This window comes from Tenacibaculum singaporense, from assembly GCF_003867015.1.
GTDB classification, from domain to species: domain Bacteria; phylum Bacteroidota; class Bacteroidia; order Flavobacteriales; family Flavobacteriaceae; genus Polaribacter; species Polaribacter singaporensis.
On sequence record NZ_CP032548.1, the window covers coordinates 2140996 to 2157738 of the forward strand.

Annotated in this window: 16 protein-coding genes; 11 read left to right on the plus strand and 5 right to left on the minus strand. The window is 31.5% G+C overall.

The features are described 5' to 3' along the window. Positions 1 to 13 precede the first annotated feature (13 nt). Together D6T69_RS09490 and D6T69_RS09495 are read left to right on the plus strand one after the other, a co-directional pair. Positions 14 to 442, plus strand: coding sequence for a VOC family protein (locus D6T69_RS09490; RefSeq protein WP_125067510.1), 429 nt, complete (start codon positions 14 to 16; stop codon positions 440 to 442). Beyond that, complete coding sequence (locus D6T69_RS09495) at positions 442 to 1035, plus strand: YdeI/OmpD-associated family protein (protein WP_125067511.1); 594 nt, start codon at positions 442 to 444, stop codon at positions 1033 to 1035. The genes D6T69_RS09490 and D6T69_RS09495 overlap by 1 nt, the downstream gene beginning before the upstream one ends. On the opposite strand, the gene D6T69_RS09500 is transcribed toward D6T69_RS09495, so the two are convergent. From D6T69_RS09500 to porX, 4 genes are read right to left on the minus strand one after another with little or no spacing between them, the layout of a single operon-like run. Continuing rightward, positions 1032 to 1403 (minus strand): DUF4258 domain-containing protein, encoded by a 372-nt coding sequence (locus tag D6T69_RS09500; RefSeq protein ID WP_047788752.1) that lies wholly within the window; start codon positions 1401 to 1403, stop codon positions 1032 to 1034. The genes D6T69_RS09495 and D6T69_RS09500 overlap by 4 nt on opposite strands. 38 nt (positions 1404 to 1441) lie before the next feature. Continuing rightward, on the minus strand, positions 1442 to 2638 hold the full coding sequence (locus D6T69_RS09505) for an alanine dehydrogenase (RefSeq protein ID WP_125067512.1): 1197 nt from the start codon (positions 2636 to 2638) through the stop codon (positions 1442 to 1444). A 6-nt stretch (positions 2639 to 2644) separates the two neighbouring features. After that, positions 2645 to 3058 (minus strand): tRNA (adenosine(37)-N6)-threonylcarbamoyltransferase complex ATPase subunit type 1 TsaE, encoded by a 414-nt coding sequence (gene tsaE / locus D6T69_RS09510; protein WP_125067513.1) that lies wholly within the window; start codon positions 3056 to 3058, stop codon positions 2645 to 2647. A 50-nt stretch (positions 3059 to 3108) separates the two neighbouring features. Then, on the minus strand, positions 3109 to 4656 hold the full coding sequence (gene porX, locus D6T69_RS09515) for a T9SS response regulator signal transducer PorX (RefSeq protein WP_125069241.1): 1548 nt from the start codon (positions 4654 to 4656) through the stop codon (positions 3109 to 3111). Between the two features lie 152 nt (positions 4657 to 4808). Between porX and D6T69_RS09520 the strand changes: the two genes are divergently transcribed. The 9 genes from D6T69_RS09520 to fabG all read left to right on the plus strand — a co-directional run bounded on the left by D6T69_RS09520 (position 4809) and on the right by fabG (position 15759). Next, positions 4809 to 6041, plus strand: a complete 1233-nt coding sequence (locus D6T69_RS09520; RefSeq protein ID WP_125067514.1) for an HD domain-containing protein — start codon at positions 4809 to 4811, stop codon at positions 6039 to 6041. A gap of 65 nt (positions 6042 to 6106) precedes the next feature. Then, entirely contained in the window at positions 6107 to 7147 is a 1041-nt protein-coding gene (lpxD, locus tag D6T69_RS09525; protein ID WP_125067515.1) for a UDP-3-O-(3-hydroxymyristoyl)glucosamine N-acyltransferase, read from the plus strand. Beyond that, a complete protein-coding gene (locus D6T69_RS09530) occupies positions 7140 to 8531 on the plus strand; it encodes a bifunctional UDP-3-O-[3-hydroxymyristoyl] N-acetylglucosamine deacetylase/3-hydroxyacyl-ACP dehydratase (RefSeq protein WP_125067516.1) in 1392 nt (463 codons plus the stop codon). The genes lpxD and D6T69_RS09530 overlap by 8 nt, the downstream gene beginning before the upstream one ends. A 1-nt stretch (position 8532) precedes the next feature. Further along, a complete protein-coding gene (gene lpxA, locus D6T69_RS09535) occupies positions 8533 to 9318 on the plus strand; it encodes an acyl-ACP--UDP-N-acetylglucosamine O-acyltransferase (protein ID WP_125067517.1) in 786 nt (261 codons plus the stop codon). A gap of 44 nt (positions 9319 to 9362) precedes the next feature. Continuing rightward, a complete protein-coding gene (gene efp, locus D6T69_RS09540) occupies positions 9363 to 9929 on the plus strand; it encodes an elongation factor P (protein ID WP_125067518.1) in 567 nt (188 codons plus the stop codon). A gap of 39 nt (positions 9930 to 9968) precedes the next feature. After that, complete coding sequence (locus D6T69_RS09545; protein ID WP_125067519.1) at positions 9969 to 10889, plus strand: UDP-3-O-(3-hydroxymyristoyl)glucosamine N-acyltransferase; 921 nt, start codon at positions 9969 to 9971, stop codon at positions 10887 to 10889. A 74-nt stretch (positions 10890 to 10963) separates the two neighbouring features. After that, positions 10964 to 11836, plus strand: coding sequence for a succinate--CoA ligase subunit alpha (sucD, locus tag D6T69_RS09550; protein ID WP_099214339.1), 873 nt, complete (start codon positions 10964 to 10966; stop codon positions 11834 to 11836). A gap of 112 nt (positions 11837 to 11948) precedes the next feature. Then, positions 11949 to 14918, plus strand: coding sequence for a M16 family metallopeptidase (locus tag D6T69_RS09555; protein WP_125067520.1), 2970 nt, complete (start codon positions 11949 to 11951; stop codon positions 14916 to 14918). Positions 14919 to 15012: 94 nt separating this feature from the next. After that, on the plus strand, positions 15013 to 15759 hold the full coding sequence (gene fabG, locus D6T69_RS09560; RefSeq protein ID WP_125067521.1) for a 3-oxoacyl-[acyl-carrier-protein] reductase: 747 nt from the start codon (positions 15013 to 15015) through the stop codon (positions 15757 to 15759). Between the two features lie 282 nt (positions 15760 to 16041). On the opposite strand, the gene D6T69_RS09565 is transcribed toward fabG, so the two are convergent. Then, positions 16042 to 16467 (minus strand): helix-turn-helix domain-containing protein, encoded by a 426-nt coding sequence (locus tag D6T69_RS09565; protein ID WP_125067522.1) that lies wholly within the window; start codon positions 16465 to 16467, stop codon positions 16042 to 16044. Positions 16468 to 16743: the final 276 nt, after the last annotated feature.

Sequence of the window (16743 nt, forward strand, 5' to 3'; positions counted from 1 at the left end):
AAAACTTAACAATATGCAAGCAAGTACTTACTTACATTTTAACGGAAATTGCAAAGAAGCAATGACTTTTTATGCAGATGTTTTAGGTGGTGAAATGACAATGTTGATGCAATTTAAAGATGCTCCAGAAGAGGTTTGTAAAAACATTCCTGAAGAAGCAATGGAATTAACAATGCATTGTACTGTAGAAGCAGGAGGTTTCTCTATTATGGGGTCTGATTTTTTAAATGAAAAAGAAGCGTTTACAAAAGGAAACAACTTTGCAGTAAGTATAAATACTGAAGATGAAGATGAAGCGGTTGCTATTTTTAATGGACTTTCTTCTGATGGGGCTTTTGTTATGATGCCTTTTGAAGATGCTTTTTGGGGAGGTAAGTTTGGAATGTTAAAAGATAAGTATGGTGTAAATTGGATGGTGTCTTTAGAAGAACAAATAGCGTAATGAACCCTAAAGTAACACAATATATATTAGATAAATGTAATTGGACGCAAGAGTTAAATCTCTTGCGTTCTGTTTTTATGGATCTTCCTGTTGAAGAAACTATTAAATGGGGAGCACCTGTTTATGTGTATAAAGGAAAAAATATAGTAGGTTTATCTGCTTTTAAAAACTACTGTGGTTTATGGTTTTTTCAGGGGAGTTTTTTAGTTGATAAAGAAAAAGTATTGGTAAATGCTCAAGAAGGAAAAACACAAGCAATGCGTCAATGGCGATTTAATCAATTAGATGAAATTAATGTAGAGTTGATTAAAGAGTATGTATTAGAGGCTATTAAAAACTCTGAAGAAGGAAAAGAATTAAAAGCTAAAAAGAATACTAAACCCTTAATTATCCCTAAGGAGTTACAGTTAGAATTGGATAAAAATGATAGGTTAAAGGAAACTTTTAACGAATTTACTTTGAGTAAGCAAAGAGAGTTTGCCAATTATATTACTGAAGCTAAAAGAGTAGTGACCAAAGAAAAACGACTTGAAAAAATAATTCCGATGATACTAAACGGTGTAGGATTGTATGATAAGTATAAAAATTGTTAGTTAATTGTAATCTTATCAATTGTAGCAGTTGAGTCACAACGTATAACATATAAGTCAATGTGACTTAAGCTATCTTTTCCAGTTATAAAATATTCTGCACAAGGTTTTAAACGAGGTTTACTTTTTCCAAAATCTACATCTCCATTATTTAAAATAGTAGAAATGGTAGTAGTATCAATCTTTGAAGTAGCTAATATTTGCTGGGCGTTATCAGAAAACAAACGCTTTTTTATTCTAATAGTCTTTAAAGTACGAGCATCCATTCCATAATCGAAAGAAACATCTTTACCTTTCCAAATAAAAAGAACGACTAAACTACCTAAGGCAATCCCTATTAAATAATAACCAACACGTTTTAACCACTGCATAATTTAAAAATTGAAGTGCAAAAGTAAGTAAAATTGAACTATAAAATCAATAAATTAATATCTCTATAAGGAAGGTCAAACCAGTCAGCTACAGTTTTATTAGTTAAGATTCCATGGTAAAAATACATACCATTACGTAAACTTTTATCAAAGCGAGCCGCATTTTCAAAACCTCCTTCTTCAGCTATTTCTAGGAGGTAAGGAGTGAAAATATTACTAATAGATACAGAAGCTGTTCTAGAATATCTAGAAGGAATATTAGGCACACAATAATGTATGACTCCATGGTTAGAAAAAGTGGGTTTACTATGTGTGGTAACTTGAGAAGTTTCAAAACAACCACCTCTATCAATACTTACATCAACAATAACAGCACCATCTTTCATTTGTTCAATCATTTCTTCAGTAACAACTACAGGAGAACGATCTTTACCTCTAATCGCTCCAATAGCTACATCACAGCGCATTAAAGCTTTTTGTAAAGTTTTAGGCTGAATTGTTGACGTATAAATAGGTGCTTGTACACATGATTGTAAATTCCGAAGTTTTGTTATTGAGTTATCAAAAACTTTTACTCTAGCACCAAAACCTATAGCTGTTTTGGCTGCAAATTCTCCAACAGTTCCTGCACCTAAAATAACTACATCAGTTGGGGGAACTCCTCCTATATTTCCTAGTAACAAACCATTTCCTCCATTAGAAGCAGTCATAAGCTCAGCTGCAATATGCATAGAAGCAATTCCGGCAATTTCACTTAGCGATTTTACTATAGGAAATACACCATGTTCATCTTTAATATAGTCAAAAGCAATTGCTGTTACTCTTTTTTTAGCAAGAGCTTCAAAGTATTTTTTGTTTTGTGTTTTTAATTGTAGAGCAGATATTAAAACCGTTTGAGGATTTAACATCTGAATTTCTTCTAGAGACGGTGGTTCTACTTTTAGTACAATATTACAAGCAAAAGCTTCTTTGATGTCGTAGGATATTTTTGCACCAGCATCAGAATATTCTTGGTCACTATAATTAGCTCCTTCACCAGCACCAGTTTCAATTACAATTCTATGTCCGTGAGCTACTAATGCAGCAACAGCATCAGGAGATAAACTAATTCTTTTTTCTTCAAAATGAGTTTCTTTTGGTAACCCTATAAATAAATCTCCTTTCTGCTTTTTAATTTCAAGCATTTCGGTTTGTGGCATTAACTGCTCTTTGGTAAAAGGTGAAATAGAACCCATCTAAATTTAGTTAGTTTTTAATTGAATGTTTCGTTGCCCGTTTTCTAGCAAGCTAATTGATATTGAAACAGTATCTAAAGGTAGTAAATTTTTAACATTTTCAGGCCATTCAACTAAACACCAGTTATAACTGTATAAATAGTCTTCAACCCCCATATCATAAGCTTCTTCTTCGTCTTCGATACGGTAAAAATCAAAATGATATACTGTTTCGTTTGAGTTGGTTTTGTACTCGTTAACCAAAGAGAAAGTAGGAGAATGGGCAATGTCTTCTACACCCAAAACTTTACATATTTCTTTAATTAATGTCGTTTTACCAACTCCCATTTCTCCATAAAAAAGTAATATTTTATGTTGAGAAGTAGCAATGATTTCTTTAGCTACAGCTGTCAACTCGCTAAGTGAATAATTTCTGTTCATAAGTAGCAAAAATAATGAAGTAATGTTTGTTAATAAAATTTACTTTTTCACTATTTTGGATTATAAACAGCACAAGGAATAATCATTTCTTCGAGTGAAATTCCTCCATGTTGATAAGTGTTTTTATAATACTTCACAAAGTGATTATAGTTGTTTGGATAAGCAAAAAACAAATCTTCTTTTGTAAATATAAAAGGGCTATTAATAGCTACGGAAGGTAAGAAAATATCTTTTGGATTTTTAACCGCATATACATCTTTATCTTCGTAACTCAAACTTCTACCAGTTTTATATCGTAAGTTAGAACTGATGTTTTTATCACCAATAACTTTGGTAGGGTGTTTACAATTTATAGTACCATGATCGGTTGTAATTATTAACTTTTGCCCTAATTTTTGTGCTTTTTGAATAATCTCGTAAAGAGGCGAGTTTTTAAACCAGCTCACTGTTAAAGAACGATACGCTTTATCATCACCAGCAAGTTCTTTAATAACTTCCATTTCAGTTTTGGCATGCGAAAGCATATCAACAAAGTTATAAACTACAGCAGTAAGATCATTTTGTCGTGTTCCATTGTAGCTGTCAGCTAAGTCTTTCCCACTTTTTAAAGAAACTATTTTGTAATATTCATGTGTAATATTTAAGCCCAAACGTTTTATTTGTTCATCTAAAAAATTAGCTTCAAATAAGTTTTTTCCCCCATCATCAGTATCATTTTTCCAATAGTTTGGATGTCTTTTTTCCATTTCAGAAGGCATTAACCCAGAAAATATAGCATTACGTGCATATTGAGTCGCCGTAGGTAATATACTATAATAAGAGTGTTCTTCTTCTTTCTTGAAATAATTATTGATAAAAGGTTCTAGAACTCTGTATTGGTCATAACGGAGGTTGTCAATCACTACCCATAAAACCCCCTGGCTTTTGGATAAATTAGGAACTATATAATCTTTAAATAAAGTGTGCGAAAATGTGGGTTTATCATCTCCTGTTAACCAATGTTGGTAATTCTTTTTAATGAACTTGAAAAATTGGGAGTTAGCTTCAGATTTTTGAGACTCCAAAATTTCTAACATTCCCGTGTCGTTGATGTTTTCCAACTCAAGTTCCCAGTGAACTAATTTTTTATAAAGTTCAGCCCATTCCTCATAAGAATTGACCATAGCTAAATCCATCGAAATTTTTCTAAACTCTTGTTGGTAACTTGATGTTGTTTTTTCAGAAACCAAGCGAGAGTGGTCTAAATTCTTTTTTAAACTCAATAGTATTTGATTAGGGTTTACTGGCTTGATTAAGTAGTCAGCAATTTTTGAACCAATGGCTTCCTCCATAAGATACTCTTCTTCACTTTTAGTAATCATAACAATAGGAAGGTTTGTATTCTTCTGTTTGATTTCTGAAAGCGTCTCTAATCCAGTAATACCAGGCATGTTTTCATCTAAAAAAACAATATCAAAATTATTTTCACTAACCAAGTCAATAGCGTCTGTACCATTGGTGCAGGTTGTAACTTTATAATCTTTTTTTTCTAAAAATAATATATGTGGTTTCAATAAATCTATTTCGTCATCTACCCAAAGAATGTGTATGTTTCTCATCATAATTTTCAACTTGTTTTCTACCTAAATAACGGTTAAAAGTAGTTTTGTTGTGTTTTTAAAAGCTAAAAATACGTTAATTAAACGTTGGTTAATTTGGTTTTGTAGATAAATTATGATTTTTTTGTTTAAAATTCAAGGATTTATACATTTTGAAGAAATCAAAAACCAACAAATTAAAGATAATTAACGATCCTATTTACGGATTTATTTCTATACCAAACTCCCTAATTTTTGATATTATTGAGCACCCATATTTTCAAAGGCTACGTAGAGTAACACAAATGGGGTTATCAAACTTAGTATATCCTGGAGCGAATCACACACGTTTTCATCACGCAATAGGCTGCATGCATTTAATGCAAAAAGCTGTACGTGTATTACGAATGAAAAACGTTGAAATTTCAGAAGAAGAAGCAAATGCTTTGTATATAGCTATTTTGTTACATGATATAGGTCATGGAGCATACTCACATGCCTTAGAGCACAGTATTGTGAATGAAATAACTCATGAAGAAATTTCATTAAAATTTATGAAATCCTTGAATGATGAATTTGAAGGAAAATTAAGTTTAGCTATTCAAGTATTTGAAGGGAAACACCCACGTAAGTTTTTATACCAATTAATATCAAGTCAATTAGATATTGACCGATTGGATTATTTAAAAAGAGATAGTTTTTTTACTGGAGTAGCAGAAGGAAACATTTCATCAGATCGTTTAATAGCAATGATGAATGTGGTGGATAACGAATTGGTTATTGAACAAAAAGGAATTTATTCGGTAGAAAAATTTGTTATTGCGCGACGTCTAATGTATTGGCAAGTTTATCTACATAAAACAGGTTTAGTAGCTGAAAACCTTTTGGTAAGCATATTAAAGAGAGCAAAGGAATTAGCAACAAAAGGAGTAGAACTACCTTCTAGTAGAGCACTCAAGTACTTCTTATATAATCCGATAAATAAAGAAAATTTTTCAAATACAACATTAGAAATATTTTCAGAGTTAGACGATTATGATGTTTTATCAGCAATAAAAGAATGGAAGAATCATGAAGACTTTATATTATCTACGTTAGCAACAAAAATTATTGATAGAAGCTTGTTAAAGATTGAAATTCAGGAAAAACCATTTACTGAGGAGTACATTGAAAAGAGGCGTAGAAAGCTTAGAAAACTTGTAGACTTAAGTGAACAAGAGCTTGAATATTTTGTTTTTTCAAATGAAATAAAACACCAAGCATATAATACAAAGAAACCAATTAAAATTTACACAAAAAAAGGGAAGTTAAAAGACATAGCAAAGGCTTCTGATCAGTTAAACCTTAAAGCGTTAACAAAACCTGTGGTAAAATATTACCTGTGCTATCCTAAGAAAATAAAGTAGGTGAATACTTAGAAACAAATTCTAATCGGGAAGTATTTGAACAAAAATAATTACTTTTGCAGATAATGAAATTTACAGCAAAACAAATAGCCGATATTTTAGAGGGAGAGATTGAAGGAAATCCGGAAGCTGAAGTATCTACACTTTCTAAGATAGAAGAAGGCAAGGAAGGTTCTTTAACCTTTTTATCAAACCCAAAATATAACTCATACATATATACAACCAAAGCATCGGTAGCTATTGTAAATAAAAGTTTTGTTCCTGAAAAGGAAATAGAAACTACTTTGATTAAAGTTGAAGATGCTTATAAATCATTTTCAAAACTTTTAGAGTTTTACAATGAGGTAAAGAATAATAAGCGAGGAAGAGAAAACCCTCATTTTATTGCTGAATCAGCTACTATTGGAGATAACGAGTACATTGGAGCTTATGCTTATGTTGGAGAAAATGTGGTTTTAGGCAATAATGTTAAAATTTATCCTAATTCTTATATAGGCGATAATGTTACTATTGGTGATAATACAGTTGTTTTTGCAGGAGTAAAGATTTACTCTGAAACCATTGTAGGTAACAATTGTAAGATACATTCAGGAACAGTGATTGGAGCAGATGGTTTTGGATTTGCACCAGATGAAAATGGAGAATATAAAGCAATTCCACAAATAGGAAACGTTATTATAGAAGATAATGTAGACGTGGGGTCTAATTCAACTATTGACAGAGCTACTCTTGGATCTACAATAATTAGAAAAGGAGTAAAATTAGATAACCAAATTCAGATAGCTCATAACGTAGAGATTGGTAAAAATACCGTGATAGCTTCTCAAACAGGGATTGCAGGATCAACTAAAATAGGAGAAAACTGTATGATTGGAGGTCAAGTAGGTATTGTTGGCCATATCACTATTGGAAACAATGTGAAAATTCAAGCTCAATCAGGGATAGGGAAAAGTTTAAAAGATGAAGAAGTTGTACAAGGGTCTCCAGCGTTTGGATATTCAGACTATAGCAAGTCTTATGTACATTTTAAAAATTTACCAAAATTAGCATCTACAGTACATAAAATAGAAAAAGAGTTGAATGCTCAAAAAGTAAAAGATGAGTAAGAAACAAAAAACAATACAAAACGAAGTTACATTATCAGGTGTAGGGTTACATACTGGTAATGAGGTTACGATGGTTTTTAAACCAGCCCCAGAAAATCACGGATTTGCATTTAAGCGAGTAGATTTAGAAGGAGAACCCGTAATAGAAGCTAAAGCAGAGTATGTAACAAATACGCAAAGAGGAACAAACCTTGAAAAAAATGGCGTTCAAATACAAACATCTGAACACGTTTTAGCTGCTGCTGTTGGTTTAGACATCGATAACTTGTTGATAGAAATTAATGCTTCTGAACCTCCAATAATGGACGGATCGTCTAAGTTTTTTATAGAAGCTCTAGAAGAAGCTGGAATTGTTGAGCAAGAAGCAGAAATTGAAGAGTATGTGGTAAAAGAAGTTATTTCATACAAAGATGAAGTAACAGGAAGTGAAATTATTTTAATGCCTTCAGATGAATACCAAGTAACTACTATGGTAGATTTTGGAACTAAGATTTTAGGTACTCAAAATGCCACATTAAATACAATTTCAGATTTTAAAGAAGAAATTTCAGCAGCAAGAACATTTAGTTTCTTACATGAAATTGAAATGTTGTTAGAAAATGACTTAATTAAAGGAGGAGATTTAAATAACGCTATTGTTTATGTAGACAAAGAGTTGTCTGACAGTACAATGGAAAAGTTAAAAAAAGCCTTTAATAAAGATAATATTACTGTAAAACCTAATGGAGTATTAGACAATTTAACGTTACATTGGGCTAATGAAGCTGCACGTCATAAATTGTTAGATGTTATTGGTGATTTAGCTTTAACGGGTACTCGAATTAAAGGTAAAGTAATTGCTAACAAACCAGGACATTCTGTAAATACTACTTTTGCTAAGAAATTAGCTAAAATCATTAAAAAGGAAAAAAGAAACAATGTTCCTTCTTATGATTTAAACCAACCACCATTAATGGATATCCATAAAATAATGGATATTTTACCTCACAGACCACCATTTTTATTGATTGATAGAATTATTGAATTATCAGACAAGCATGTGGTAGGTATGAAAAATGTAACAATGAATGAAAATTTCTTTGTTGGACATTTCCCTGGAGCACCAGTTATGCCAGGAGTTCTTCAAGTGGAGGCTATGGCACAATGTGGAGGAGTTTTAGTATTAAACACAGTTCCTGACCCAGAAAACTATTTAACATACTTCATGAAAATGGATAATGTTAAATTCAAACAAAAAGTATTACCAGGAGATACATTAATATTTAAAAGTGAATTAATAACTCCAATAAGAAGAGGTATTGCTCATATGCAAGCTTATGCATACGCTAATGGAAAACTAGTGTGTGAAGCAGAGCTTATGGCACAAATTTCAAAAGTAAAATAATATGAATCAACCACTTGCGTACGTACACCCTCAAGCAAAAATAGCTAGAAATGTAGTTATTGAACCTTTTACTACCATTCATGCAAATGTAGAAATTGGATCAGGAACATGGATAGGTTCTAATGTAACTATTATGGAAGGTGCGCGCATCGGTAAAAACTGTCGAATTTTTCCAGGAGCTGTTATTTCAGCGATCCCTCAAGATTTAAAGTATAATGATGAGGAAACGACCGTAGAAATAGGAGATAACGTTACTATAAGAGAGTGTGTAACAATTAACAGAGGAACTTCAGACAGAATGAAAACAGTTATTGGAGACAACTGTTTAATTATGGCTTATTGCCATATTGCACATGATTGTAAAGTGGGAGACAATTGTATCTTTTCAAATAATTCAACATTAGCAGGACATGTAACTGTTGGTGACAATGTGGTATTAGCAGGTATGGTGGCAGTACATCAATTTGCGTCTGTAGGTAATCATGCTTTTGTAACAGGTGGATCGTTGGTACGTAAAGATGTTCCTCCTTATGTAAAGGCGGCAAGAGAACCCTTATCATATGTTGGTATTAACTCTGTAGGATTAAGAAGAAGGGGATTCACAACTGAAAAAATTAGAGAAATTCAAGACGTTTATCGTATTTTATTTCAGAAAAATTACAATAATTCACAAGCGATTGATATCATTGAAGCTGAAATGGAAGCAACTTCAGAGAGAGATGAGATTATTCAATTTATCAAAGATTCGCATCGTGGAATTATGAAAGGATATTTTAAAGCAAACTAATTATTAAATCTGCACTTATTAGAGCAACAATAAAGATCAAATAAATGGCAACAACATCAGATATTAAAAAAGGATTATGTATAAAGTATAATCACGATATATTTAAAATCATTGAATTTTTACATGTAAAACCAGGAAAAGGACCTGCTTTTGTACGTACAAAATTAAAAAGCGTCACTACAGGTAAGGTTATAGACAACACCTTTTCTGCAGGCCATAAAATAGAAGATGTTCGTGTAGAAACACATAAATTTCAGTATTTATATCCTGAAGGAGATTTATACCACTTCATGAATACGGAAGATTATAATCAAATTACACTTCAAAAATCAGTATTAGATGCTCCAGATTTAATGAAAGAAGGAGAAGTAGTTACTGTTTTAATAAATACTGAAGATGGAATGCCATTATCAGTAGAAATGCCTTCTCATGTTATTTTAGAGGTAACTCATACTGAACCAGGAGTAAAAGGAAATACTGCAACAAATGCAACTAAACCAGCAACCGTTGAAACGGGAGCAAGAATTAATGTTCCTTTATTTATTAATGAAGGAGACAAAATAAAAATAGATACAGAAAAAGGAGCTTATACAGAACGTATTAAAGAATAAATATAATATTCCCGCTTTGGCGGGAATTTCTTTTTAAAGATGAAATTTAAACATCCTCAAACTTTAGAGCAAATTGCTACCTTATTAAATGTAGAATTTGTTGGAGATGGTAGTTTTCCTATAACAGGAATTAATGAAATTCATGTAGTAGAAAAGGGAGATATAGTCTTTGTAGATCACCCAAAATACTACGATAAAGCATTAAACTCAGCTGCTACAACTATACTGATAAATAAAAAAGTAGATTGTCCAGAAGGTAAATCATTATTAATCTCTGAAGATCCTTTTAGAGATTTTAATAAAATAACGAAACATTTCAATCCTTTTATAGCTTCAAAAAGTAGTATTGCTGAATCTGCTATTATAGGAGAAAATACTGTTATACAACCAAACGTTTTCATAGGAGAAAACGTAACAATAGGGAAGAATTGTTTAATACATGCAAATGTGTCAATTAACAGTAACTGTATAATAGGAAATAATGTAGTAATTCACGCTAATACTGTTTTAGGAGCAGATGCATTCTATTATAAAAACAGACCAGAAGGTTTTGATAAATTAATCTCTGGAGGTAGAGTAGTGCTTGAAGATGATGTAGATTTAGGAGCTTCTTGTACAATTGATAGAGGTGTAACTGGAGATACTTTAGTAGGTGCTGGATCAAAAATAGATAACCAGGTTCATATAGGTCACGATACTGTAATAGGTAAAAAGTGTTTGATAGCTGCTCAGACTGGTATTGCAGGGTGTACCGTTATTGAAGATGAAGTTACAATTTGGGGACAAGTAGGTATAATTAGTGGGTTAACTATAGAAAAGGGTACCGTTTTAATGGCGCAAACAGGAGTAACAAAATCCCTGAAAAAAGGAGTTTATTTTGGTACACCACAGCGTGAGTACCGTCAAACACTAAGGGAAGTCATCTATTTAAAAAATGCAACAAATAAAGAAAAAAAGTAACCTAAAATTAATTGTGAAAACACAATTAAAAAGTTATTTTTGTCTGTCTTAAAAAAATAATAAAAAGCAAACCAATGAGTGTTTTAGTAAATAAAGATTCAAAAATTATAGTTCAAGGTTTTACAGGTAGCGAAGGTACTTTCCACGCTGGGCAAATGATCGATTACGGAACTAACGTAGTTGGAGGTGTAACACCAGGTAAAGGAGGTCAAGAGCATTTAGGTAAACCAGTTTTTAATACAGTTGATGAAGCTGTACAAAAAGCAGGAGCTGATACTTCAATTATTTTTGTGCCACCAGCATTTGCTGCTGACGCTATAATGGAAGCTGCTGAAGCAGGAATCAAAGTAATTATTTGTATTACTGAAGGAATTCCTACAGCTGACATGGTAAAAGTAAAAGCTTACATTGACCAATTAGATTGTACTTTAGTAGGACCTAACTGTCCAGGTGTAATTACTCCTGAAGAGGCAAAAGTAGGGATTATGCCAGGATTTATCTTTAAAAAAGGTAAAGTAGGTATTGTTTCTAAATCAGGAACTTTAACATATGAAGCTGCTGATCAAGTTGTAAAACAAGGTTACGGAATTACTACAGCTATTGGTATTGGTGGAGATCCAATTATTGGAACTACTACTAAAGAAGCTGTTGAATTATTAATGAATGATGATGAAACTGAAGCAATCGTTATGATTGGTGAAATCGGAGGTAACTTAGAAGCTGAAGCTGCTCGTTGGATTAAAGCTGATGGAAATCGTAAACCAGTTGTTGGCTTTATTGCAGGACAAACAGCCCCAGCAGGTAGAACAATGGGACACGCAGGAGCTATTGTTGGTGGTGCTGATGATACAGCACAAGCAAAAATGAAAATTTTAGCTGAAAATGGAGTACACGTTGTAGAATCTCCTGCTAAAATTGGAGAAATGGTAGCTAAGGTTTTAGCTTAATTTAAAAGAAAGAATTTTAACATAACTGTTAAAATTTTACCATAAATTATTTTAAAATCCGTTGAATTCGTAAATTCAACGGATTTTTTAATTTAATCAAAACTAAATATTAATGAAAACAATTAAGTTGCTATTTATTAGCATGTTGCTTATTACTGCTATTGGGTGTAAGCAAACAACTACTTCAGAAAAAGAGGTAAAGACAGAGCAAAAACAGGATGTCAACGGTTTTAACTACGAAACCGTTACTAACGACCCTACAGGTTTACGCTTATATACTTTAGACAATGGTCTTAAAGTATATTTAAGTAAAAATACTGATGAACCTAAAATTCAAACCTACATTGCTGTAAGAGCGGGTTCAAATTACGATCCAAAAGAATCTACAGGTTTAGCGCACTATTTAGAGCATATGGTGTTTAAAGGAACTCATAAAATTGGTACAGTAGATTGGGAGAAGGAAAAAGAATATTTAGATAAGATTTCTAGTTTATATGAACAACATAGAACAGAAGAAGATGTAGAAAAAAAGAAAGCAATTTACCAAGAAATTGATAAGGTTTCTTTAGAAGCATCAAACTATTCTGTGGCAAATGAATATGATAAAATGACTGCATCTTTAGGAGCAACAGGAACTAACGCACATACTTGGTTTGAAGAGACTGTTTATAAAAACAAGATACCTGCAAACGAATTAAATAAGTGGTTAGACTTAGAAGCAGAACGTTTTAGTACTTTAGTATTGCGATTATTCCATACAGAATTAGAAGCTGTATTTGAAGAGTTTAACAGAGGTCAAGATAACGATTTTAGAAAGCGTTATGCAGCAATGTTAGACGGTTTATTTCCTAATCATCCTTACGGTCAGCAAACTACAATTGGTACAGGTCAACACTTGAAAAATCCTTCAATGATTGATATTCATAATTATTTCGATAAGTATTATGTGCCAAATAATATGGCTGTGGTATTAGTAGGGGATTTAGATTTTGATGCTACTATTAAAAAAGTAAGTGAAACTTTTGGTAAAATGGAGAAGAAAGAATTAGTTCACCCAACATTACCAAAAGAAGAGCCAATTACTCAACCAATTATTAAAGAAGTTTTTGGTCCTACTGCAGAATCAATATCTATTGCTTATAGATCAAAAGGAGTAAACACTGAAGAAGAAAAGTTTGTTACACTTTGTGATATGATTATGGCTAATGGTAATGCAGGTTTATTAGATTTAAATTTAAATCAAAAGCAAGTAGTACAAAGAGCAAGTTGTTCTCCAACATTTTTAAATGATTATGGTTACCATTCTTTTACAGGAAACCCTAAATCAGGACAAACTTTAGATGAAGTTAAAGACTTAATATTAGAGCAAATTGAAAAATTAAAGAAAGGAGAGTTTGAAGATTGGATGATTGACGCTGTTGTAAATGATTTAAAATTAAGTCAAACTCGTCAGTATGAGAATAATACAGCTTTAGCTAGCGCTTATTTTAATGCATTTATTCATCATGAAAATTGGTCTGATAAGGTGAAATTTTTAGATGATTTAAAAAAGGTTTCTAAGCAAGAATTAGTAGATTTTGCTAACAAATTTTATCAGAACAATTATGTTGTAACTTATAAACGTAAAGGGGAAGATAAAAATGTTGTAAAAGTTCAAAATCCAGGAATTACTCCAGTAAACTTGAATAGGGATAAAAGTTCAGAGTTTTTAAAGGAGTTCAATAAAATTGAATCAGCTCCTTTACAACCAAAGTTCATCGATTATAAAACAGCTATAAAAGAAACTAAAATGGCAAATGATATTAAAGTTTCTTATGTTTTAAACGAAAAGAATGACTTATTTGACTTGAACATCATTTTTGATATGGGTAGAGATAATGATAAAAAATTAAGTCTTGCTGCTGGATACTTAGAGTATATAGGAACAGATAAATATTCTGCTGAAGAAATTAAAAAAGAGTTTTACAAGTTAGGAGTAGATTATTATGTAAGCGCCCAAGATGATAAAACTTACGTAGGCTTACGTGGATTGAAAGAAAATTTACCAAAAGGTTTAGAATTGTTAGAGCATTTATGGGAAAACGCTAAAGCTGATCAAGAAGCGTATGATAAGTATGTTGAGAAAATCTACAAAGGTCGTCAAGATGGTAAAACTCAAAAAGGAAATATCCTTTGGAATGGTTTATATAGCTACGGAAAATATGGAGAAAATTCTCGTTTAAGAGACATCATGCAAATTGATGAGTTAAAAGCTATCAACCCTGAAGAACTTGTAAACATTGTAAAAGGAATGAAAAATTACAAGCAACGTATTTTCTATTATGGTAAAGATGTAGATGCTGCTGTAGCTGCGTTAAACAATCATCATAAAATTTTAGGAGAACTTAAAGATTATCCTGCAGCTAAAGAATATGCTGAAACAGAAACAGGAGGAAATGTTTTTTATACTGATTATGACATGGTACAAACTGAAATGCTATTTTTAGCTAAAGGAGAACCATTCAAACCAGAAAACTTAGCAGCATCAACATTATTCAATACGTATTTTGGTAGTGGATTATCATCAATCGTTTTCCAAGAAATACGTGAATCTAAATCGTTAGCATATTCAGCATTTGCATCGTATAGTAATGCTAGTAAAAAAGAAGATCCTAACTATGTAATGGCGTATGTTGGTACTCAGGCAAATAAGTTAGAGCAAGCGGTAGATGCTATGATGGATTTAATGAATAACATGCCAGAAGCAGAAAAGCAATTCAATGCAGCTAAAGAAGCTACACTTAAGAAGTTAGCAGCTCAAAGAATTACAAAATCAAACATTTTTTGGTCTTACGAAAGATTAAAAAAGTTAGGTATTGATAATGACAATAGAGAAGAAATGTACAACACCATTAAAAATATGGAAATGCAAGATTTAAAAGCATTTTTTGATAAAAATGTAAAAGGAGAATCTTACAACGTAATGGTGATTGGTAATAAAAAAGATTTAGATGTTAAGTCGTTACAAAAATTAGGTAAAATAAAAGAACTAGATGTAGATTATTTATTTAATTATGTAAACGAAAAGAAGATAAAATCTTAATTTATTAAAGTTTATATCAATATAAAATCCTGCTAAAAAATAATCTTTAGCAGGATTTTATTTTTATATTTGACCCTATTAAAACAACTAATAAATGAAACTTTTAGAAAATAAAACAGCAATTATTACAGGAGCTACTAGAGGAATTGGTAGAGGAATTGCATTAGAGTTTGCAAACCAAGGGTGTAATGTTGCATTTACTTATAATTCTTCTGTAGAAGCAGCAACTGCTTTAGAAAATGAATTAAAAGAATTAGGGGTAAACGCTAAAGGATATCAATCTAATGCGGCAGAGTTTGATGCAGCTCAAGAGTTGGCAAAAAATGTTTTAGCAGAATTTGGAACGATTGATGTATTAGTAAACAACGCAGGTATTACAAAAGATAATTTGTTAATGCGTATTTCTGAAGATGATTTTGATAAAGTAATTGAAGTAAATTTAAAATCAGTTTTCAATTTAACAAAAGCAGTAATTCGCCCAATGATGAAACAACGTGCGGGTTCAATTATTAATATGAGTTCTGTAGTTGGATTAAAAGGAAATGCAGGTCAAGCAAATTATGCAGCTTCAAAAGCAGGAATTTTAGGATTCTCAAAATCTGTAGCATTAGAGTTAGGATCTCGTAATATTCGTAGTAACGTTGTTGCTCCTGGTTTTATTGAAACTGAGATGACTGCAAAATTAGACGAAAAAGTTGTTGAAGGTTGGAGAAACGAAATTCCTTTAAAAAGAGGTGGTACTCCAGAAGATATTGCAAACGCTTGTGTATTCTTAGCATCTGATATGAGTTCATATATTACTGGTCAAACATTATCAGTTGACGGAGGAATGTTAACATAAAATTTGACTAAAATATAAAAAGTAAAAAGCCTGTATTATTTTTATAATACAGGCTTTTTCTATTTCAAGGGGTTGATTTGCTTGTAAGGGGGCAAGCACGAGGGGTTTGCCTTGGGGGACAATTTCTAAACTCAACTTAAAGGGGATATAAGTTTTAGGGAGAGTTTAGTTTTTAATGACTCATAAAATTCAAACGATTTGTTGGGGGATACAAATACTGAGGGGTTATTTGAATTTTACAACTCATTAAATTCTTAGGGGATTGTTAGGGAATCATTTATACTATTTTTTTTTGTAATCTTCAAAGGTTCCATCATCGTATAGAACTAAAATATTTTTAATTTCTCTAAAAGCGGCTGACTCTTTTGGTTTCATAGTACTCTCTGATAATTGCGTATTTGATTTTTTTTCGGGTTCTTGGTCAAATACTACATTTTCAGTAAACAGAGAAGGAGCTTCATTTTTCTCTATATTTATCTCTTTCTCTTGATTTTTTGTATTTGGAGGAAAACTACCTTTGCCATATACTAACCAATTCAAGTCTACTTCATCAAAAGCCGTTTCAACTTTTATAATAAAATCTAAGCTCGGTTTATTTCTTCCTGATAATAGGTGAGAAATGCTAGATCTTGGAACATCAATTTTATCTGCAAAGCTTGACGCCGATAAATTGTAATAGTCTAATATCTGTTTTAATCTTTCAATCATTTGTTTATCGATGTAAACATTAGGGATTGTTTACGATTGTAAATATATTATATTTCATAATTGTAAACAAGAAAAATTTTATATTTTTTCAAAGTAACTCAAAACAAGACGATTAAACACTTTAATAAATAGCGGTTAAATTACTGTAAAACAAGCTTTTAGGTATTTTGTATAGAGGAAATTTATTCTTTTACTAAATACCTTTATTTACATTTGTTATTAAGTTAATTACTTGTTTTATTGAGTTTAAAAATGTAAAAACCTCTCTTTTTTAAT

Coding starts and splice junctions, on each gene's coding strand:
- D6T69_RS09490 (WP_125067510.1), top strand. CDS start 14: ATGCAAGCAAGTACTTACTTACATTTTAACGGAAATTGCAAAGAAGCA.
- D6T69_RS09495 (WP_125067511.1), top strand. CDS start 442: ATGAACCCTAAAGTAACACAATATATATTAGATAAATGTAATTGGACG.
- D6T69_RS09500 (WP_047788752.1), bottom strand. CDS start 1,403: ATGCAGTGGTTAAAACGTGTTGGTTATTATTTAATAGGGATTGCCTTA.
- D6T69_RS09505 (WP_125067512.1), bottom strand. CDS start 2,638: ATGGGTTCTATTTCACCTTTTACCAAAGAGCAGTTAATGCCACAAACC.
- tsaE (WP_125067513.1), bottom strand. CDS start 3,058: ATGAACAGAAATTATTCACTTAGCGAGTTGACAGCTGTAGCTAAAGAA.
- porX (WP_125069241.1), bottom strand. CDS start 4,656: ATGAGAAACATACACATTCTTTGGGTAGATGACGAAATAGATTTATTG.
- lpxD (WP_125067515.1), top strand. CDS start 6,107: ATGAAATTTACAGCAAAACAAATAGCCGATATTTTAGAGGGAGAGATT.
- D6T69_RS09530 (WP_125067516.1), top strand. CDS start 7,140: ATGAGTAAGAAACAAAAAACAATACAAAACGAAGTTACATTATCAGGT.
- lpxA (WP_125067517.1), top strand. CDS start 8,533: ATGAATCAACCACTTGCGTACGTACACCCTCAAGCAAAAATAGCTAGA.
- efp (WP_125067518.1), top strand. CDS start 9,363: ATGGCAACAACATCAGATATTAAAAAAGGATTATGTATAAAGTATAAT.
- D6T69_RS09545 (WP_125067519.1), top strand. CDS start 9,969: ATGAAATTTAAACATCCTCAAACTTTAGAGCAAATTGCTACCTTATTA.
- sucD (WP_099214339.1), top strand. CDS start 10,964: ATGAGTGTTTTAGTAAATAAAGATTCAAAAATTATAGTTCAAGGTTTT.
- D6T69_RS09555 (WP_125067520.1), top strand. CDS start 11,949: ATGAAAACAATTAAGTTGCTATTTATTAGCATGTTGCTTATTACTGCT.
- fabG (WP_125067521.1), top strand. CDS start 15,013: ATGAAACTTTTAGAAAATAAAACAGCAATTATTACAGGAGCTACTAGA.
- D6T69_RS09565 (WP_125067522.1), bottom strand. CDS start 16,467: ATGATTGAAAGATTAAAACAGATATTAGACTATTACAATTTATCGGCG.